Below are 19,710 nucleotides of genomic sequence, written 5' to 3'. Positions count from 1 at the left end.
CCGCCCCCTTCACACCCCGAGATACGCTTCCTTGACCGTGTCGCTCGCCAGCATCTCCGCCGAGGTGCCGGACGCCCTGATCGTGCCGGCCTCGATCAGATAGGCGCGATCGACCACGCGCAGCACCTGCTGCACGTTCTGCTCGACGATCAGCACCGTCAGCCCGCGGGCGCGGATCCGCTTCACCAGCTCGAACACCTGCTGCACCACCACCGGCGCGAGCCCGGCGGAGGGCTCGTCGAGCAGCAGGAGCTTTGGATTGGACATCAGGGCACGCCCGATCGCGCACATCTGCTGCTCGCCGCCAGACATGGTGCCGGCCATCTGGTGACGGCGTTCCTTCAGGCGCGGAAACAGGTCGAACACGACCTCCAGCCGCTCGGCATAGTGGCCGCGCGCCTCCTTCATGAAGGCGCCCATCTTGAGATTGTCGTCGACCGAAAGCTGCGGAAACAGCCTCCGGTTCTCCGGCACATGCGCGATGCCGAGGCTGACGATCTTGTGCGCCGGCGTCGCGACGACATCGACGCTTTCCATTTTGATCGACCCGCGCGAGGGACGGAGCAGGCCCGAGATCACGCGCATCAGGGTGGTCTTGCCGGCGCCGTTCGGGCCGATCACGCCGACGGCCTCGCCGGCCTTCACGTCGAGATCGACGTCGAACAGCGCCTGGAACGTGCCGTAGCCGGCGCTGACGGATCGCAGCTCCAGCATCGCCTAGCCTCCGGCCCGGCGGCGCGCTTCGGCGGCGGCCGCCTGGGTGGTCTCGGCATCGGTGCCGAGATAGACTTCGATCACGCGTGGATCGCCCGCAACCGCGCTCGGCAGCCCCTCCGAGATTTTTTTCGCCGTGATCGAGCACCATGACGCGATCGACGACGCGCATCAGCACGCCCATGATGTGCTCGACCCAGATGATAGTGATGCCGAGCTCGTCGCGGATGTTGCGCAGCATGTCGGCCGCCTGATACATCTCGGCCTCGTCGAGGCCGCCGAGGCTCTCGTCGGCGAGCAGCAGTTTTGGCGCGGTCGCGAGTGCCTTGGCGAGCTCGAGTTTCTTGAGGCCGGCGGCGCCGAGGCCGTCGACGCTGGCGCGGCGATCGGTCGGCAGGCCCACCATCGCGAGCGAACGCTCGGCCGCCTGCTCTGCTTTGGCGCGGCTGTGGCGGCCCTGGCCGTAGAAGCCGGCGAGCGCGACGTTCTCGAAAATGCTCAGGCGGCGGAACGGGCGCGGAATCTGGAAGGTGCGGCCGATGCCGCGGTTGATGATCCGGTGCGGCGCAAGTCCGGCGATCTCCGCGCCGGCGAACATGATCGATCCGGAGGTCGGCGCCAGCGTGCCGGAGAGCATGTTGAAGATCGTGCTCTTGCCCGAACCGTTCGGGCCGATCAGGCCAAGGATCTCGCCTTGATCAACCTTGAACGAGACGTTGTTGACGGCGGTGAAGCCACCAAACCGCTTCACGAGCCCGCTGACCTCCAGCACCGTCGCTCTCCGCCGCTACTGCTTGCCGGAGGTGGTGTCCGCCGCAATCGCGATCAACAGTTCATGGACCAAGCGGGCAGCCATGCGCAGGCGCATCTAAACCTCCCTGGACGATTGTGCATTGCGATTTTGTTTTCGCTTTCGCCCATCACATGGGCTGAGCGACGCGATGTCAAGCCTTCGCGCGTCAGCGCGAAGCAAACTGCTGCGCGATGAACGCCGTGACAAATCGCGGCATGGTGGGCGCGAGATCATCCATCCCGCGCACGAGATGAATGGCCGACAGCTCGGGCTCGTGCTGCTCCGCCAGATTGGCTTCGATCCGGGCGCGAACCGTCTCGCCCGGCAGGTCGAGGTTGAGGATCTGAATCATTGCAATCGCGCGGCCGCTGACGACGCAGTGCCAGTCTGCCTCTGCCGCATAGTTGGCGGGGAACAGGCCGGTCTCCTCCGCGATCTCCCGGATGACGCTGCCGGGAATGTCGAGCGCGCCATCCCTGACATCGTCGAGGTCGGGCGTACCCGACGGGAAATAGATGCGGCCTGCATTGACGGTGTGGTGCGACATCTCGCCCAACACAAAGGCGCCGTCGGAGGCGCGCAGCGCGCCCATGCCAAAACCATTGAAGACGGCCGGATCCGGAAAGCCCCAGTCGCGCCAGGCGAGGAAGCTCGCGAAGTCGGTCTCGAAATAGGTCGCGGCGAGATGGCCATCGGTGAACACGGCATCCCGTCCAAGCAGGACGCGGCCGTTCCAGATTTTGGGCCGCTCGCGCTGCTTCTCGGCGAAATGCGCCTCGATCTCGGCGCGCCGCTCTTCCGCGAACGGCCACACGACCGGGCGCACGGCAAGATCAAGCGTCGCGACGCGATGAATGACAGGTGAGGTCATGAGGCCTGATTACCGCGGGATCGCGTCACTTATTTGGCGTTCATCCCCGTCGTCTTCTTGGCCTGCTCGACGTACTTGTTGGTAAAGGTCTTGCTGACGTCGATCTTGGCGTTCGCCACCTCCGGCGAGCCGACGCTGAACACCGCGAGCACGGCATCCGCACCCTTCGGATCCATCTTGCCGGTCTCCGAGAACATCGGGATCGTGTTCTTCAGTGCGGCGAGATAGAGGTCCTTGTTCTTGCCGACCATCTCTTCCGGCATCTTCGCCATGATCTCTTCAGGCGAGTGCGAATGGATCCAGGCGAGCGTGCCGAGGATCGCGTTGGTGAGCCCCTGCACCTCTTTGTCGTGGTCATTGACCCAGGCCGCGGTCGAGTACAGCGCACCGCCCGGATATTCGCCGCCGAACGTCTCGAGCGTGTCTTTCTGCGTGCGGGTGTCGCTGAGGATGCGCAGATCCGGATGGCTGCCCTGGAGCACGGTGACGGAAGGATCGAGCATCACGGCAGCGTCGATCTGCCCCTGCTCCATCGCGGCGACCGCGGTGGCGCCGAGGCCGACGCCGATCACGGCGGTGCCAGCCGGATCGAGCCCGTTCTTCTTGAGCATGTATTTGAGGAAGAAATCAGTGGAGGAGCCGGGCGCGCTGACGCCGACCTTCTTGCCGGCGAGATCCTTGACCGACTTGATTTCGTTGGTGTGCGAGGGCGAGACCACCAGCACGAGGCCCGGATAGCGATCATAGACCACGAAAGCTTGCAGCTCCTGCTTCTTGGCCGCCAGGTTGACGCAATGATCGAAATAGCCGGAGACCACGTCGGCACTGCCGCCAAGCACGGCCTTGAGCGCGTCCGAGCCGCCCTTGAGATCGACCAGCTCGACATTGAGGCCGGCTTTGTCGTATTCGCCGAGCTGCTTTGCCAGCACCGTCGGGAGATAGCACAGACAGGCACCGCCGCCGATCGCGACGGTGACCTTGCTTTGCGCTGCGGCAAAACCCGCGCTGAGCGTCAGCGCGAGCAGCGCGCCGGCAAGCCTGGCAATCGTGTTCTTCATTGGTTTCCTCCGTTCGGCTGGCGGCACCATAGAGCAGCGGGACTGGCTTGAGAAGCACTGCCTAAGTGCAACTCGCCATCGCGCATTTCGGCGCAATAGCATGTGTGCGTAACAACCATTGTTGATGGGGAGGATCATCCATGAATCCCCTTGCGCGGACCGTTTACGGCTATCCGCGGCCGTCCACGGTCGGTCGCCACACCAATAGCCGCCGCTCCACCAGGGTCACCCCGAAGTCGATCAGGATAACAAAGGCCGACAGCACGAACATGCCGGCGAATACGCCGGCGACGTCGAACACGCCTTCGGCCTGCTGGATCAGGTAGCCGAGCCCTGCGGCCGATCCCAGATATTCGCCGACGACGGCGCCGACCACGGCGAAGCCGACCGACGTATGCAGCGACGAGAACATCCAGGACAGCGCCGACGGCCAATAGACGTGGCGCATCAGCTGTCCCTCGCTCATGCCGAGCATACGGCCGTTGTCGAGCACGGTGCGGCTGACTTCCTTGACGCCCTGATAGACGTTGAAGAAGACGATGAAAAACACCAGCGTCACGCCGAGCGCGACCTTCGACCAGATGCCGAGGCCGAGCCACAGCGCGAAGATCGGCGCGAGCACGACGCGCGGCAAAGCGTTGGCCATCTTCACATAGGGATCGAACACCGCGGCGACCAGCGGCTGCCGCGCGAACCAGAACCCCACCAGCACGCCACTGAGCGATCCGATCACGAAGGCCAGAATGGATTCCCACAAGGTGATGGCGAGATGCTTCCAGATCACGCCGCTCGCAAACCATTTGACGATCTGGCTGAACACGTCGATCGGATTGGAGAAAAAGAACGGCGGCAGCAGTATCTTGCCGAAGATGGGAACGGTCGACAACAACTGCCACAGCACGATGCAGACAATGGCGACCAGGACTTGCAGCGCAAGCAGCGTCACGCGCGACATCAGACCGCCTCCACCGCTTGGGTGGACTGGGCGTAGCCCTTCATCACCTCGTCCTTGAGCACGCTCCAGATCTCGCGATGGAGTGCGTGGAACGCCTTGTCCAGCCGCACCTCGAAGATGTCGCGCGGGCGCGGAAGCGTCACGCGCCAGTCGCCAATAATGCGCGAGGACGGCCCTGCCGACATGATCACGACGCGGTCGGCGAGCGCGATCGCCTCTTCCAGATCATGGGTCACGAACAGCACGGCCTTGCGGTCCGCGTTCCAGAGCTCGAGCAGGAGATTGCCCATGACTTGCCGGGTTTGTGCATCGAGCGGCCCGAACGGCTCGTCCATCAGGAGGATCTTTGGATCCCGGATCAGCACCTGCGCCAGCGCCACGCGCTTGCGCTGGCCTCCCGAGAGCATGTGCGGGTAACGGTTGGCGAAGGCGCCGAGGCCGACCGAGGTCAGCCATGTCTGCGCCCGCGGAAGCGCCTCGGCGCGGGGCGTGCCCTGATCTCGAGCCCGATCGCGACATTGTCGAGCGCGGTCTTCCAGGGGAACAGCGCATCCGCCTGGAACAGGTAGCCGGCGTCCCGGTTCAGCCCGGCGAGCGGCCGGTCGAAGATCTGGACTTTGCCGGCGGCGGGCTTCAGCAGGCCGGCCGCGACGTTGAGCAGGGTGGATTTCCCGCAGCCGGTCGGACCAACAATGGCGACGAATTCGCCTTGGGCCACCGTCAGATGCGCCTTCTCCACCGCCGTATAGACCCGCCCGTCCCCCAACCGGAACGCAACCTTGGTGTCCTCCAGCGCCACTGCCGTGGGCGTCGTCATATGTTTCCTCCGGTCCCAGGTCGATGCCTTAGCCTCTCGCGCGGCCAAGTTCAATCAAGCCGCCAAGCGTGGTACGGATGGTCCGGTCATCCCCTTCGCCCTTCCCTGGGGGCGAGCAAACCGAGCGCGCGTCTGATGCCTTCCCGGCCGATGATTGGCTATGCACAGGTCACCAAGAGCTTCGGCCGCCTCAAGGCGGTGGACGGCGTATCGCTCGACATTGCCGAGGGCGAGTTCGTGGCCGTCGTCGGCGGCTCGGGCTCGGGCAAGACGACGCTGCTGCGGCTTGCCAACCGGCTGATCGAGGCCGATGGCGGCACCATCACGGTCGAGGGCGAGGACGTCCAAAACATCGACCCGGTCGCGCTCCGGCGCCGGATCGGGTACGTCTTCCAGAGCGGCGGGCTGTTCCCGCATCTCAGCGTCGCCGACAATATCGGGATCACACCGAAGCTGCTGGGCGAGCCGGCGGCCGCCATCGCTGCGCGGATCGACGAGTTGATCGAGCTCGTGCAACTCGATCGCAGCGCGCATCGCGACCGCCTGCCCGATGCGCTCTCCGGCGGTCAGCGCCAGCGCGTCGGCGTTGCGCGGGCGCTCGCGGCACGCCCCCGCATCGTGCTGATGGACGAGCCGTTCGGCGCACTCGATCCCCTCACCCGCGATGCACTCGGCGACGACTTTCGCGGCTTGCATCGCAAACTCGGACTGACCACCGTGATGATCACGCACGACATGACGGAGGCGATCCTGCTCGCCGATCGTATCGCCGTGATGCGCGGCGGAAAGCTGCTGGCACAGGGCACGCCGGCAGCGCTCTCGAAAAGCAGCGATAGCTATGTGCTGGAGCTGTTGCGGACACCGCGGCGCCAGGTCGAGCGGCTGAATGCGCTGCTGCCGCAAAGCGGTGCGGCATGAGCCTCTTCTCCGATCCACGCTGGGGCGAGGCGCTGTCGCATTTGCCCGATTATCTCGGCAACCACGTGCGGGTAAGCCTTGCCGCGCTTGCGCTCGGCCTGGTCATCAGCCTGCCGCTGGCAATTCTCACCCGCAACCGACCTGCACCGCGAAGTATCCTCCTCGCGCTCGCCAGCATCGTGCAGACCGTGCCGGGACTGGCGCTGCTCGCGCTGTTCTACCCGCTGCTGCTGGCTGCGGCGTCCGTGACACTGGCGTGGTTCGGCATCTCCTTCTCGGCGTTCGGCTTCCTGCCGGCGATGCTGGCGCTCGCGCTTTATTCGATGCTGCCGGTGCTGCGCAACGGCATCACCGGGCTTAACGGCATCGACCCGGCACTGATCGAAGCCGCCGAGGGGGTCGGCATGACCGCGCGGCAGTCGCTCGTGATGGTCGAGCTGCCGCTGGCCCTGCCGGTGATGATGGCCGGCATCCGAACCGCCGCGGTGTGGGTGATCGGAACCGCGACACTGTCGACACCGATCGGACAGACCAGCCTCGGCAACTACATCTTCGCAGGGCTGCAAACCCAAAACTGGGTGTTCGTGCTGTTCGGCTGCGTTGCGTCTGCGCTGCTGGCGCTGGCCGTCGACCAACTGCTCGGCCTGATCGAGAGCGGCCTGCGCCACCGCAGCCGTCTGCGTGCGGGGGTCGGCGTGATTGGCATCGCCGCGCTTGTCGCAGCGACGCTGGTGCCGACCATGGGGCGTTCGCCGTCGGGCTACGCGGTCGGCGCCAAGACGTTTGCTGAGCAATATGTGTTGTCGGCGCTGCTCAGGGATCGCCTGCAGGCGGCCGGCCTTCCGGCCAGCGCGCGATCGGGCCTCGGTTCCAGCGTGATCTTCGGGGCCCTGAAGGCCGGCGACATCGACCTCTATGTCGATTACTCCGGCACGCTCTGGGCCAACCAGTTGCACCGCACCGACATCAAGCCACGCGCGGAACTGGTGGCGGAGTTGAAGACGGCACTTGCTAGGGACCACATCACCCTGCTCGGAGAGCTCGGCTTCGAGAACGCCTATGCGCTGGTGATGCCGAAGAAGCGCGCTGACGCGCTCGGCATCCGCACCATCGCCGATCTCGCGGGCCATGCATCGACGCTGTCGATCGCCGGCGACTACGAATTCTTCTCGCGCCCGGAATGGGCGGGGCTGCAAAAGCTTACGGCCTTCAGTTCCGTGCGCAGCGGCAGATGCAGCCGGACTTCATGTATGCGGCGGTCGCCAGCGGCGAGGTCGACGTGATTGCGGGGTATACCAGCGACGGACTGATCGCGAAATACGATCTCGTCGTGCTCGACGATGTCAAACAGGCGATCCCGCCTTACGATGCGATTCTGTTGCTGGCACCGAAACGCGCCGGCGACGAACGATTGCAAGCCGCGCTGAAGCCGCTGTTGGGCAAGATCGACATCGCCACGATGCGAGAAGCAAATTTGCGCGCCGCCGGCAACGACGCGAACTCCTCGCCCGATGCGGTTGCCAGATGGCTATGGGAGAAGATCGGGCGACCATAGGTGAGAGTTGAGAGGGTGGCCGCGGCGGGGAACTCCGGCCACCCTCTCTCGCCCGTCTCTGGAGGAAGAGAGGGCAAACCGCAATCAGTTTAGGCTCGCACCTCCTGCCGCTGGAACAGCACATAGCCGAACGCAAACAGCACGATAGTGCCCGCGATAAGGCCGACGGTCTGCGGCCATGCGATCATGACGCTTTCGCCGAACGGGAGCGGCGCGCCCATAACGGCGCCGCGGAGCTGATCGAGGAAGACCGGACCGAGCGTGCGCGTCGTCGGCGACAGCACCGCGAGCATCGCCTCGCCGAACAGGTCGTTGGGCGACAGCCGCAGCAGTTCCTGGGTCCAGACCGCAGTCGCGGGGTCATTCAGGCCGAGCATTGCGTAGCGCGGATCGACCGGTGCGATCGCCTGCGCGATCGCAGGGGCCAACATCGGCCACAGCACGGTCAGGAATAGCCAGATGCCGAGCGAGACCAGCGCGGCGGTCGCGGGCGAGCGGAACACGATCGAGAGAAGCATCGCCAGCGACAGCCAGACGCCCGCATAGAAGATCGCGACCACCAGAAACACCAGCGAGCGCGCGATCTCTTCCCCGCCCGGCGGCACGCCGAGGAAGATCAGGCCGAGGCCGATCACCAGGAGCCATAAGGCGGCGAGGCTGATGCCGATGGTGGCGAGCGCTGCAAGAAATTTCCCCATCAGCAGCGCATCGCGATAGATCGGCTGCGCCAGGATACGAGACAGCGTCCGCCGGTTGTGCTCGCTGTTGACGGCGTCGAAGCCAAGGCCGATCGCCATCAGCGGAATGAGGAATCCGAGGATCGCAACAAAGGACGGCAGCGGCGCCTGGTCGATGGTGAAAAGACGCAGCAGCAGGAACGGATCTTCGGCGGTGTTCTGCCGCAGGCTGTTGATCGCCTCGTAGAGCGCGGCAAGCGCAGTGAACACGATCAGCAGCTCCAGCATCAGCATGCGGACGCTGGAGATGTGATCCGCGAGCTCCTTGACGAAGACGGTGGACAGACCCTGGAACGGTGAACCCTCACGCCGCATGACGAACGTCCCCCGTGGGCTGGGCCTGGAAATACCGCGCATAGATCGCCTCCAGGCTCGGCTCGTCGACCGACAATCTTCGCAGCGATCCATCGACCGCGACCACGGCCCGCGCCGCGTCCGGCCGCACGTCCCGTTCCGCGGTCATGCGGAAGCGATCGGCGGCAAGCGTCTCGACCTGGGTCACGCCGGGGATCATCGCGAGCCGCCGCGCGATGCCGAGCCCCTCGGCCTCGACTTCCACGACGAAGCCGGCGCCGAGCACCTTGACCGCCAGCTCCGGCACCGCGCCCATCAGCACGATGCGGCCGGCCTGGAACAGCGCAACGCGATCGCAAATGCGCTGCACCTGGTCGAGCATGTGGGAGGACAGCAGCACCGTCACGCCCTCGGCTTTCAACTCCCCGATCAATGCGAGGAATTCCTGGGTGGCCTGCGGATCGAGCCCGGAGGTCGGCTCGTCCAGGATCGCGATCTCGGCGCGCTTGACGATGATCTCGGCAAGGCCCAGCCGCTGGCGCATGCCGCGCGAGAAGGTGGCGACGCGCCGCGACGCGACCTCGGCCAGGCCGACCCGCGCCAAGGCTGCCTCGATCCGCCGCCCGCGCTGGGCGCGCGCCAGGCCCATCAGCTTGGCGGTATAGGCCAGGTTTTCAGTCGCGGTGAGCTGATCGTAAAAGCCAACCGCATCCGGCAGATATCCGACGCGCCGCTTGACCTTCAGCGGCTCGCGCGCCGGATTGAAACCGAGCACGCTGACCTCGCCGGACGAGATCTCGGTTAAGCCGAGCATCATCAGGATGGTCGTGGTCTTGCCGGCGCCATTCGGTCCGAGCAGGCCGAACACCTCGCCACGACCGATGTCGAAGTCGATGGCATCCACGACCTCGATCTTGCCGTAGCGCCTCGTCAGCCCGCGCGCGGTGATGACGGGATCCGAGGCAGTCGTTTTGGAGGCGGTCGTTGGGATTTCGTTCTGTTGATCGCTCATCGCCGTCCGAACCTCGCAACGGCGCCCAGCATCAGCAGCAGCGCGACCCCGATGACGCCCGCGCCCGCCATGCCCCATGCCGTCGAGGTGCCGACGGTGACGCGGAACTGGCTGGACGCGCTCTCGCCGCGCGAGGTGGCGCGGAGCGTGGCCTGGTAGTCACCGGCCAGCGACTTGTCGCTCGGCGTCACCAGTGCCTGGACCTCGCTGTCCTTGCCGGGGACGAGGCGCTCGATCGTCGCCGGCTCGAACGTCACCTTCCATCCGGTCGGCGCGCTCCCGGCGAGCGCGATGTTCTCGGCCGGCGCCGTGCCGGTGTTGGTCACGACGATCGGAATCGAGCTCTGCCGCCCTGCCACTGCACGCGCACTCAACAGGCCGTCGCGGCCGGAGATCTGGAGTTGCGGTTGGCCGACCACGTCGAGCGCAAGCTCGGTCGATGCCGAAGCGTCCTCCGCCTTCACGGTGACCTTGACCGGGAAATGACCGGCATCGATCGTGCTCGGAGGACGGACCTTCAGCTTGACGTCCTTGGACTGGCCGGCGTCGATCGGGATCGAGGACAGCTCCTGGGTGCCGTAGGCTTCGGTGAACGAGGTCTCGAAATTGGCCGGCGCTTCCGCAGCGAAGCTGGCGACGAGGTTGCGGCCCGAATCGTTCTTGATCGAGAGCGTGTAGTCGAAGTTGGATTTCGGAGTGCCGCGCAGCGAGGGTAGGCTGGACTTCACGCTGAGCTTGGCGGGCAGCTCCTTGGCAAGCGACACCGCGATCGGCAGCTCCGCGTTGGTGCCCTGCCCTTCGGCCTTGACCGTGAGCGTGTGTGCGCTGAGATCGTTGCCGGCGGGGACATCGAGCCTGAGCTGCAATGCGACGCTGCCATCAGGGGCCGGCATCGCCGCGCCGACCGGCTGTCCGCCGCCGAGCAGCGTCGCGGTCCAGCCGCTGGGAACGCCTGCGACCGAGAGCTGGTAGCGCTCCGGCGACAGCCCGTAATCCTGCAAGCGCAACGCAACGTTGGTGGTGGTGCCGGGGCGCACCGTGATCGCCGGATAGTCGGTCATCAGATACAGACCCTTGATCTCATGCGACGGTTCGGCGGCATGGACGAGGGGACTGACCAGCGTGAGGGCAAATGCAAGACGCGCAGCATCAAGCGCTCGCATGGACGATACTCCTGCAAGGAAGGGTGGACGAGGGACGGACATCGTGTCGCCGAAAAAGCAGGGCGGCGATGCGTCGAATGATGGGAGCAATCGTGACGAAGTTTGGGTGGTGAAGCGCCGTTCCAATTACAAGTCGGTGATAGCGGGCACTTTCGGCTCAGACTTTAGTTTGAAAACGGCGCGGAGACCCGAAACATTAATATATCGTAATACGATATATCTTGGCAAAAATCCAGGCAGCGGGTGCAGAAGCGCTAGAGCCCATGGATCATGCCCGCGTCGATGAGCAGCCGGTTCAGCCGCCGCGCCTCGGCGCCATCCTTGCAGGCGTAGAACAGGCCTTTGCAGCGGAGCATGATCTCCTTCTGCTCGGCAAAGGAGGGATCGAGCGGAATGCCGGCGGCTTCCTGGATTACCAGCGGCAGATAGGCACCGTCGATCGTGTCCATTACGGCATCGCTTCTGACCGGCTCGAAATTGACGGCGTCGATCGCGTAATAGGTCGCGTAGAGACGCGGATCGTAATCGTCGAGCTTTTTGCCGATCGCGCCTTCGTCGAGTCCGGGCTCGAGGATCTGCGGCGCGAATTCCGGCTGATGGTCGCCATAGCGCACGATCAGGAAGGGTTCGCCTGGAAAGGTCTTCTTCAGGCCGGCGATGAAGGTCTTGTATTGCTCGGCGCTCATGGCCTGCCGTCGCAGATATTCGTCGATCGAAGGAGCGTTGCCTTGCGCGCGCCAGTTCGGCATCAGGTCGGGGCGAAAACGCGTCTCCCAGGGGAAATGATTGGCGCCAAGATAGACGAAGGTGAACAGCGGCTTGTTCGGCTTGCGCTCACCCATCAGCCGGAGCGCCCTGTCATAGAAGAAGCTATCAGGCTCGACGTCCTTGGCGCCGAGATCCTTCGAGTCGAAGAAGCGCTCGATCCCGGTCGTCGTCTGAAAGCTGCGCGCACCCATGAAGCCGCCATAGGCGGGGTAGAGCGACATGGTGTCGTAGCCGCAGCGGCGCAGCGCCAGCGGCAGGCCGCGCTCGACGCGGCCGGACGCGATGCGCGTCACGAAATAGGCGAAGCGGCCGAACGAGCGCGATGAGAGGCCGGCGAGCACGTTGTATTCGGTGAACCAGCTCGGACCGCCGTTGCTCTCCGCCAGGAACGTGCGCTGCTTTCCGTCAAAGGACTTGAAGTGACTGCCATAGCCAGCGGGCACCTTGATGCCTTGCGCGGCGCGGATGTCGAAACTGGATTCATCATGGATCATGATGATGTTCGGCCGGCGTCCCGCGGGATGGCACGCATCGACCAGCGGCATATTGAGCCGTTCGTTGGTCGAGCCGGCCGACTCCATGAAGCCGTATTGCGCGAAGTCGGAGACTGCGCTGACGCCGGAGCGGAAGAATTTCGAGAGATAGCCGTCGTCGTAATAGCCGCGCCAGGCTTCATCGGGATGATAGAGCGAATAACCAACCAGTGCGGCGAGGCAGGCGAGCTTACAGGCGAGTGCCGGCAAACGGCGGATGCGGAACGGATCGAGCCACCACAGCGCATACATCAGCGGCAGCGTGACGAGACCTGCCCCGATCACCGACCAGCGCAGGTTCGGAAAAATCGCAAACAGGAACGCGACCGTGTCGCGGTCGATCATCATCAGGTCGATGAAATTGACCGTCATCTGCACGACGTCGTGCTTGAGCCGCGACAGCAGCACCAGCACCACCACCATGGTCAGCGACAGCGCGCCCGAGAGCGCGGGCCGCCGCAGCAGCGTGATCCAGAAGCAGTTGAGGATGCTCCAGGCCAGCACGAACAAGAGACGCGAGCCGAAATCGGTCTCGGTCTCGTACATCAGGGCAATGGCCGCAAGATGCGGCGCCGCGACAGCGAGCAAACGCCAGATTCCGAGCGCGGCAACGCTCGCCAGAACGGCGGTGGCGGAAGGACCTGGATTCGGCGCGGACGCCATCGACGACACGCAACAGCTGGTCCGGCGGTGATGCCAAGCCGTCTAAACCGGCCTGCGGCTTTCGGCGCAGCCGGAAAGCCTGCGCCGTGTCATAAAACTGTAGTGGAACGGTCACAGACAAGCAACGCGCGCGGCGACCCGACGTTGGCTTATTGTTAGCGGGGCCGATGGGCGCGCGGCCTCCGCGTCGAACTCATCTTCGCCAAAGCGATGCCGCGCTGCCAAAACAGACTTGGCGTCTAGTCGAGGCCCTCGACGCTGACCAGGCGGGCAGAACTGCAGGCATCCCGGATGGATTTGAGCCCCCGGTAGATCGCGCCATCGTAGAAGGCCTCCCACGCCGCGACGGACGGGAATTCCAGGAGCACAATCCTGCGGGGCTCCCAATCTCCCTCGTAGACCTTGTGAGCCCCGCCTCGCGCCAGATACCTGGCGCCTGCGGCCTCCAACGCCGGTTTCACGCCCGACATGAAACTTTGGTACTGCTGCAAATCCCTGATTTCGACGTCGAAAATCACATAAGCCGGCATTTCAACCTCCGCCCACCCACCGAAAACCTGTGGCAGCGTCTATTCGATGACCTCGTCGGCGTCCCCGGTGAGAAACACGATCGGAATGGCCGAGGTTGCCCGCTTGGCCGCGAGCGCGGCCACGTTACCGCCCATCGTGACGATCGCACCGACCTGCCGCTCGGCGAGCTCCGCCGCGAGCTCGGGTAACCGTTTCATCCTCACCATGGCTCAGCCCTGCGGCAGTAGCCCGAGACGCTTGGCGATGATGCGATCGACCACGCGCTTGGGCAGCGTGGCCGCGATCAGATGGCGCATCGGATCCGGCGTGATCTGGTAGCGGACCTTGGGCTTCGCAGCCGTGAGCGCCTCGAACACGATTTCCGCGATCCGCTCGGCCGGCAGGCCGGTCTCGCCGAGCTTCATCATGAAGGCCATGACCTTGTTGAGCGCGGGCAAATAAGGCGAGTTCTTGTAGACCGACAGATCCATCTGCTCCGCTTTGCTCCAGATCGGCGTCTTCACCGCACCGGGCGCGACAATGATGACATCGATGCCGAACAGCATCAGCTCGCGGCGCAGGCTCTCCGAGAGGCCCTCGATAGCGTGCTTGGAGGTGCAGTAAGGCGCCGACAGCGGATTGCCGTTCTTGCCGGCGACCGAGCTGATCATCACGATCCGGCCCTTTGGTCCCATCAGCAACGGATCCGAACCGAGCAGCGGCCCGAACGCCTGCGTCGCGATCACGGGACCGATGACGTTGATGTCCATCTGGCGGCGGAAATCATCCGCCGACAGTTCGAGCACGGGACCAGCGACTGCGACGCCGGCATTGTTGACGAGGCCGGCCAGCGTCTCGCCGCCCAGCGCCTCGCGCACCGTTCGCGCGGCGGCCAGCACGGCGGCTTCGTCGGTGACGTCGAACAGCAGCGGCGTGAAATTGGCGCCGAATTCGCCGGTGAGCCGATCAGCATCGGCCTGCTTGCGGACGCTGCCGAAGACGCGATAGCCGCGTCCAATCAAGAATTTCGCAATGGCCCAGCCGATGCCGGTGGACGCGCCGGTGACGACGACAGATCGCATGGTCTCCCCCCAATAATCCCCGTCATCATGTCGGAGGAAGGCGCGTGGCACAATCCCGCTCAGTTCGGCCTTGCCGGCACCAGGGCACACGAGACCCACGGTGCATGGGCCAGTCGCCGACGAAGTGGCCTCGTGTTAACTGGAGCCTGGATCCCTTATGCCTGGTCGCCCGTTCTCACCGGCAACGGATCCGCGCCGCGCGGTGGTGCTGACGCGCCCTGTTGTCCTTGTCCAGGCGTCGATTTCGGTGCCGTGCGGGCGAGGCCGGCCAGCGCCAGCTTGCGCCGGCGTCGTTCCTGCAATTGCTGGTCCGCCAACACGCCGATCAGAATCACCGTCCCCATCACCGCGAAGTTCAGCGAATTGGGGATGCCGAGGATGTTCACGAGGTTCTGCAGCACCTGCAGCAGCGCAGTCCCCAGCACGATACCGAGAATTGAACCCTCGCCGCCGCGCAGGCTGCACCCGCCCAGCACGGCAGCCGCGATCGCATAGAGCTCATAGAAATTGCCGAAGGAGCTCGGAGACACCGAGTTCGTGTAGAACACGAACAAGACCGTCGCAACTCCGGCGAGCCCACCACTGATGATATACGCAGTTGCGATCACCATATTGGTGTTGATGCCGGAGAAGCGCGCCGCCTCCTCGTTCTTGCCGACGGCATAAAGCCAGCGTCCGTAGACCGAGCGGTGCAGCAGCACGCCGAGGACCAGCGCAAGGATGATCAGGAGGATGAAGGTGTTCGGGATGCCTGCCACATGGCCGGAGGCAATGCTGCTCAAGGTCCCGGCCTCGTCGCCGTAGCCGAAGCCGCGCGTCGAGTCGGTCGTGTAGTAGCGGGCCGCGCCGCGATAGATCAGCAACCCGCACAGCGTCACGATGAAGGGCTGCATTTTCAGCCGGGTGATCAGGATCCCCTGAACGGCCCCCAGCATCAGTCCACCCAGCAACACGGCCAGCAGCGCCAAGGGCCAGGGAACCTGGTATGTCGTCAGAAGGTCGACGAAAACGACACCGAGCAGCGCGAACATCGAGCCGAGCGAAAGGTCGATGCCGCCGGTGATGATCACGAGCCCTTCGCCAAGCGCAAACACGCCGAACAGGCCGATCAGATTGGCCATGTTCAGCAGGTTCACCACCGACAGGAAGGCCGGATTGATCATGCCCGTGATGACGGAAATCACCACGAGCAGCAGGCCGAGGCCGAGTTCTTTTTTGTTCATGGGGCAGCGGCTTCCACGGTTTCCAGCGCCTGGCCGATCGCAAGCCGCAGCACGTTGTATTCACTGAATTGCGGTCGCTCCAGCACACCGCTGACGCTGCCTTCGTGCATCACCGCGACCCGATCGGAGACACCGATGACCTCCTCCATGTCCGAGGAGATCATCACGATCGCAACGCCCTGGTCGGCGAGTTCGCGCATCAGGGCGTAGATCTCGCTCTTGGCACCGACATCGATGCCGCGGGTCGGCTCATCGAAGAACATCACGCGGGGCTGCATGGAAAGCCACTTGCCCAGCACGACTTTCTGCTGGTTACCGCCGGAGAGGGTCACGGCCTCCATATCGACGCTCGGCACCTTGATGGAGAGCCGCCTGACCTGCTCCTTCGCCACCTTACGCTCGGACGCGCCGTTGACCAGCCACATCCGCGCGTAATTCAGCAGGCTCGCCAGCGTCACATTCTCGCGGATAGGCAGTTCCAGCACGAGCCCGGTTTTCTTGCGGTCCTCCGGCACCAGATAGATGCCTTGCCTGATCGCATCCCGGGGCGACGCGACATCGACCGGCGCGTTGTCGATCCTGATCTCGCCTCCCAGCACCGGATCGATACCGAAAGCCGCGCGGGCCAGCGAGGTACGGCCAGCGCCCACCAGTCCTGCCAGTCCGAGGATCTCGCCATGCCGCACGGAAAGGTCAATCTGCCGGTCGGGGAACGCCGACGTCACGAGGCCGACGATGTCGCAGCCGCCCGGCTGCGGCGGCCGTTTCGGCGGCGTATGCAGCGCTTTGAGGTCGCGGCCGATCATCAACCGGATCATTGCGGCGTGGCTGAGCTGGTCTCGCGCCAGCTCTCCCACCGTGCGCCCGTCGCGCAGCACCACGACGCGATCGGCGCAGGTCATGATCTCGCCGAGCCGGTGGGAGATATAGATCACTGCGATGCCGTGCGCCTTCAGATCGGCAATCACCTCCAGCAGACGCTCGGTCTCGGAAATCGTCAGGCTCGACGTCGGCTCGTCCATGATGATCACGCGGGCGTCGATCGAGAGCGCCTTGGCGATCTCCACCATCTGACGTTGGGCGATGGACAAATTGTCGACCAGCGTGTCAGGGGTGAAATCGGCGCCCAGCCGCTGCAGCAGCGGCGTCACGCGCGCGCGCATCTGCGTGCTGTCCACCAGCTTCAGCGGGCCGCCGACGAGCTTCTCGCGTCCGATGAAGACGTTGGCGGCGACGTCGAGATTCTCGAACAGGTTCAGTTCCTGGTGCACGAAGGCGATGCCGGTCTGCGTCGCCTGGCTCACCGTCAATTCGGCATGGTCAGCGCCGCCGATGCGGATCACGCCCGCGCTTGGCGCGATCACGCCGCCCAGCACGCGCATCAAAGTCGACTTGCCGGCGCCGTTCTCGCCGATCAGGCCCAACACTTCGCCACGGTACACGCGCAGGCTGACATCGTTGAGCGCCATCACCCCGGGATAGGACTTGCTGATCCCGGCGAGTTCGAACAGGATTTCCGCCATTCACGTCCTCCCAACCGACGCCCGACGGCATGCTCGCCGGGCGTCGAAAGGTACAGAGGTTCACTTCTTCAGCAGCTCCTTCATGTGAGCGGTGAACTCCGCGACGTTGGTCTTGTTGATCACCTGGGTCGGCACGATCAGCTTGCTGTCAGCGGGAATCCAGGACTTGTCGCCCTTCAGCGTCTTGATGATGTTGGTGGCGGAGAGATAGCCGAATTCGAACGGCTGCTGCACCACCGTCGACTCGATCGTGCCGTCGGAAATTCCCCGCAGCGTGCGCTGGTCCTCGTCGAAGCCGACGATCTTCACCTTGCCGGCCTTGCCCGCCGCCTTGACCGCGTCATAGATCAGCGGAGTCTCGTAGCTCCAAAGGCCGGACAGCAGTGCGATGTCGGGATATTTGACGAGCACGTTCTCCATGTTCGCCTTGGCCTTGGCGGAGTCCACCTGGTCCGTGAACACGTCGACCAGCTCGATCTTGGTGCCGGCGATCGCATCCTTGATACCCTGCACTCGCTCGCGGGCGTTGTCCGCATCCATCGTGCCGACGAATAGCGCAATCTTGCCGCCGTTCGGCAAGGCCTTCTTGAACTCCTCGCCTGCTTGCCGCCCGGCCGCGACGTTGTCGGTGCCGATATAGGCGAGTCGCTTGCTCTGCGGCGCGTCGCTGTCCGTCGTGATCAACACGGTCTGGGACGCGACCTTGTTGAGCTCTTCGGTTGCGTGCGGCGCATCGTCGACCGAGATGGAGATGCCGGCGACGCCGCGCACCAGCAGGTCGTCCAGTTCGCGCCGCTGGCCGGCCGCGGTCGCATCGTTGGTGACGATCAACTGGATGTCGTATTCCGGGTGCTCCTTCTGAGCCTTCTCGAGCCCACGGCCGGCTATGGTCCAGAAATCGGCCGCGGCATTGGTGACGAGCGCGATGGTCTTTTTCTGCTGGGCCTGCGCCGCACCCGTGGCAAGCGCGAACGCAGCGGCGGTCGCGAGCAGCGGCACTATCAATTTCTTCATTGATCCGTTCATGTCCATCTCCCTTGGCTTCCTTGGCACCCTTGGCGCCCTTTTTTATTTACGTCGCGAAGAAATGTCACAGAGACAATTGCCGGATTCAGGATGTACCTGCGCCTTCTTCAAGTCTAAATAGTACATGAGGCGAGACAATAGTAAATACGGATTGGTAGCTGTGTTTTTTCGAGCCTGCTACCGGCGCACGCGTTGATTAATTTCACTTTGCCGAATTAAAGGGACCATGGCCACTGAGCTGCCCAGACCTTTTTCAAGCGTGCCTCGCGGATCGAACCGCGGCCGCCTGGTCGAAGTCTTGCGGCGCCTGGGGCCGTTGCCGCGCGTGGAACTCGCCCGCAATACAGGGCTAAGCTTCCCCACCATTTCGGGCCTGACGTCGAGCCTGATCGCGGAAGAGTTGCTGTGCGAGACCGAGACAGCGGCAACCTCATGGTCCGACGATCCCGACGAAGAGGATGCGGACGGGCTGAATGGCCGACGCCGTGGCCGGCCGGCCGTGCTGCTGACCCTGAACCCTGACTTTGGGCGCATCGTCGCGGTCTCCGTCCGCATGAACCTGATCGAGACGCTGATCGCGGATTTCAGGGGCTCCGGCCTGGCGCAGTCGCGCCTTGCGCTGCCGACGCGCGCTCTCGATGCAGGCGGACTGCGCGATCTCGTGATCGGGCAGATCAATGCGATGCTCGACGCGACGGCGACGCCACGCCGTCAGCTGTTGGGAATTGGGCTTGCGCTGCAGGGCATCGTCAACGTCGACACCGGCTGGACCCTCTGGAGTCCGGCACTGTCGATCACCGACGTCGATCTGGCAACGCCGCTACGTCGGGCGTTCGGCGTCGACGTCGTGATGGCGAACGACGCCGTCGCCGTTGCGCTCACGCTCACAGCCGCCGAACCGGCATTGGCCCAGGGCCTCTCCGCCACCATCATGGTCGGTCACGGCATCGGAATGGGTGTCGTCGTCGACGGTGAAGCGCGCTGGGGCGCCGGCAGCGAGCTCGGCCATGTCAAATTGGCGCCGGACGGTCCGCAATGCCGCTGCGGGCAGCGCGGCTGCATCGAGGCCTATCTTGCCGATTATGCGCTCTACCGCGACGCCCGCACGTTTCTCGACCTGCCGCCTGCGGACTCGCAACAGCCGTCCGAAGCGCAGATGGCTCTGCTGCGCGAGCGGACGCTGGACGGCGATCCGCGCCTCGAGCACCTGTTCCAGCAGGCAGGCCGCGCACTTGCCGAGGCGGTCGCGGCGACGATATCGGTGCTGCGCCCACATCACGTCATCCTGGCGGGACCCGGCCTTCAATCATTTGACATGATGCGCCGCGCTTATGAGGAGCGGCTCGAGCAAGCGGTGTTGCCATCGCTGCTCAAGTCCACGGCGATTCATCTGCGACCAAGCGAGTCGGCGGCCATTGTCGACGGCATGGTGCGACAGACGTTGCGGGTTGTGGACCGCAACCACATGGAAGGGAGCGAGTGAACACCGCTGCCA

Annotated in this window: 17 protein-coding genes and 3 pseudogenes; 3 read left to right on the top strand and 17 right to left on the bottom strand. The window is 64.5% G+C overall.

Annotation, left to right across the window (positions count from 1 at the left end; translation table 11 throughout):
• Positions 1-9: 9 nt before the first annotated feature.
• The 7 genes and pseudogenes from AB8Z38_RS33485 to AB8Z38_RS33455 all read right to left on the bottom strand — a co-directional run bounded on the left by AB8Z38_RS33485 (position 10) and on the right by AB8Z38_RS33455 (position 5,208).
• Entirely contained in the window at positions 10-714 is a 705-nt protein-coding gene (locus AB8Z38_RS33485) for an ABC transporter ATP-binding protein (protein WP_369721832.1), read from the bottom strand.
• Positions 715-717: 3 nt separating this feature from the next.
• Entirely contained in the window at positions 718-828 is a 111-nt protein-coding gene (locus AB8Z38_RS33480) for a hypothetical protein (RefSeq protein WP_369726667.1), read from the bottom strand.
• A 229-nt stretch (positions 829-1,057) separates the two neighbouring features.
• Positions 1,058-1,465 (bottom strand): annotated as a pseudogene (locus AB8Z38_RS33475) (ATP-binding cassette domain-containing protein); the annotation flags it as partial.
• Between the two features lie 208 nt (positions 1,466-1,673).
• A complete protein-coding gene (locus tag AB8Z38_RS33470) occupies positions 1,674-2,378 on the bottom strand; it encodes an NUDIX hydrolase (protein ID WP_369721831.1) in 705 nt (234 codons plus the stop codon).
• A 29-nt stretch (positions 2,379-2,407) separates the two neighbouring features.
• Positions 2,408-3,436: an ABC transporter substrate-binding protein gene (locus tag AB8Z38_RS33465; protein WP_369721830.1), complete on the bottom strand. Its 1,029-nt coding sequence runs from the start codon at positions 3,434-3,436 to the stop codon at positions 2,408-2,410.
• A gap of 169 nt (positions 3,437-3,605) precedes the next feature.
• The gene (locus tag AB8Z38_RS33460) at positions 3,606-4,391 is read right to left on the bottom strand and encodes an ABC transporter permease (RefSeq protein ID WP_369721829.1); all 786 of its coding nucleotides are present in this window, start codon (positions 4,389-4,391) and stop codon (positions 3,606-3,608) included.
• Positions 4,391-5,208, bottom strand: a pseudogene (locus tag AB8Z38_RS33455) (ABC transporter ATP-binding protein). Before AB8Z38_RS33455 ends, AB8Z38_RS33460 begins: the two are co-directional and overlap by 1 nt.
• A gap of 135 nt (positions 5,209-5,343) precedes the next feature.
• Here AB8Z38_RS33455 and AB8Z38_RS33450 point away from each other — a divergent pair.
• Positions 5,344-6,126, top strand: coding sequence for an ATP-binding cassette domain-containing protein (locus AB8Z38_RS33450; RefSeq protein WP_369721828.1), 783 nt, complete (start codon positions 5,344-5,346; stop codon positions 6,124-6,126).
• Positions 6,123-7,681 (top strand): annotated as a pseudogene (locus AB8Z38_RS33445) (ABC transporter permease/substrate-binding protein). Before AB8Z38_RS33450 ends, AB8Z38_RS33445 begins: the two are co-directional and overlap by 4 nt.
• Before the next feature lie 89 nt (positions 7,682-7,770).
• Here AB8Z38_RS33445 and AB8Z38_RS33440 read toward each other — a convergent pair.
• The 10 genes from AB8Z38_RS33440 to AB8Z38_RS33395 form a co-directional block, all read right to left on the bottom strand.
• Complete coding sequence (locus AB8Z38_RS33440) at positions 7,771-8,733, bottom strand: ABC transporter permease (RefSeq protein ID WP_369721827.1); 963 nt, start codon at positions 8,731-8,733, stop codon at positions 7,771-7,773.
• Positions 8,723-9,724: an ABC transporter ATP-binding protein gene (locus tag AB8Z38_RS33435; RefSeq protein ID WP_369721826.1), complete on the bottom strand. Its 1,002-nt coding sequence runs from the start codon at positions 9,722-9,724 to the stop codon at positions 8,723-8,725. Before AB8Z38_RS33435 ends, AB8Z38_RS33440 begins: the two co-directional genes overlap by 11 nt.
• Positions 9,721-10,887: an NEW3 domain-containing protein gene (locus AB8Z38_RS33430; protein WP_369721825.1), complete on the bottom strand. Its 1,167-nt coding sequence runs from the start codon at positions 10,885-10,887 to the stop codon at positions 9,721-9,723. The genes AB8Z38_RS33435 and AB8Z38_RS33430 overlap by 4 nt, the downstream gene beginning before the upstream one ends.
• A 254-nt stretch (positions 10,888-11,141) precedes the next feature.
• On the bottom strand, positions 11,142-12,851 hold the full coding sequence (locus tag AB8Z38_RS33425; RefSeq protein WP_369721824.1) for a sulfatase-like hydrolase/transferase: 1,710 nt from the start codon (positions 12,849-12,851) through the stop codon (positions 11,142-11,144).
• Between the two features lie 239 nt (positions 12,852-13,090).
• Complete coding sequence (locus tag AB8Z38_RS33420; RefSeq protein WP_369721823.1) at positions 13,091-13,381, bottom strand: DUF1330 domain-containing protein; 291 nt, start codon at positions 13,379-13,381, stop codon at positions 13,091-13,093.
• A gap of 39 nt (positions 13,382-13,420) precedes the next feature.
• Positions 13,421-13,579 (bottom strand): hypothetical protein, encoded by a 159-nt coding sequence (locus AB8Z38_RS33415; RefSeq protein ID WP_369721822.1) that lies wholly within the window; start codon positions 13,577-13,579, stop codon positions 13,421-13,423.
• Between the two features lie 12 nt (positions 13,580-13,591).
• Positions 13,592-14,443 (bottom strand): SDR family oxidoreductase, encoded by an 852-nt coding sequence (locus AB8Z38_RS33410; RefSeq protein ID WP_369721821.1) that lies wholly within the window; start codon positions 14,441-14,443, stop codon positions 13,592-13,594.
• Between the two features lie 155 nt (positions 14,444-14,598).
• Complete coding sequence (locus AB8Z38_RS33405; RefSeq protein WP_369721820.1) at positions 14,599-15,666, bottom strand: ABC transporter permease; 1,068 nt, start codon at positions 15,664-15,666, stop codon at positions 14,599-14,601.
• The gene (locus AB8Z38_RS33400) at positions 15,663-17,189 is read right to left on the bottom strand and encodes a sugar ABC transporter ATP-binding protein (protein ID WP_369721819.1); all 1,527 of its coding nucleotides are present in this window, start codon (positions 17,187-17,189) and stop codon (positions 15,663-15,665) included. The genes AB8Z38_RS33405 and AB8Z38_RS33400 overlap by 4 nt, the downstream gene beginning before the upstream one ends.
• A 60-nt stretch (positions 17,190-17,249) precedes the next feature.
• Complete coding sequence (locus tag AB8Z38_RS33395; protein WP_369721818.1) at positions 17,250-18,215, bottom strand: sugar-binding protein; 966 nt, start codon at positions 18,213-18,215, stop codon at positions 17,250-17,252.
• A gap of 226 nt (positions 18,216-18,441) precedes the next feature.
• Here AB8Z38_RS33395 and AB8Z38_RS33390 point away from each other — a divergent pair, with 226 nt between their 5' ends.
• A complete protein-coding gene (locus AB8Z38_RS33390; protein ID WP_369721817.1) occupies positions 18,442-19,698 on the top strand; it encodes an ROK family protein in 1,257 nt (418 codons plus the stop codon).
• Positions 19,699-19,710: the final 12 nt, after the last annotated feature.

It is taken from the genome of Bradyrhizobium sp. LLZ17 (assembly GCF_041200145.1).
GTDB lineage: Bacteria > Pseudomonadota > Alphaproteobacteria > Rhizobiales > Xanthobacteraceae > Bradyrhizobium.
This window is presented reverse-complemented; position numbering and strand designations above follow the sequence as displayed.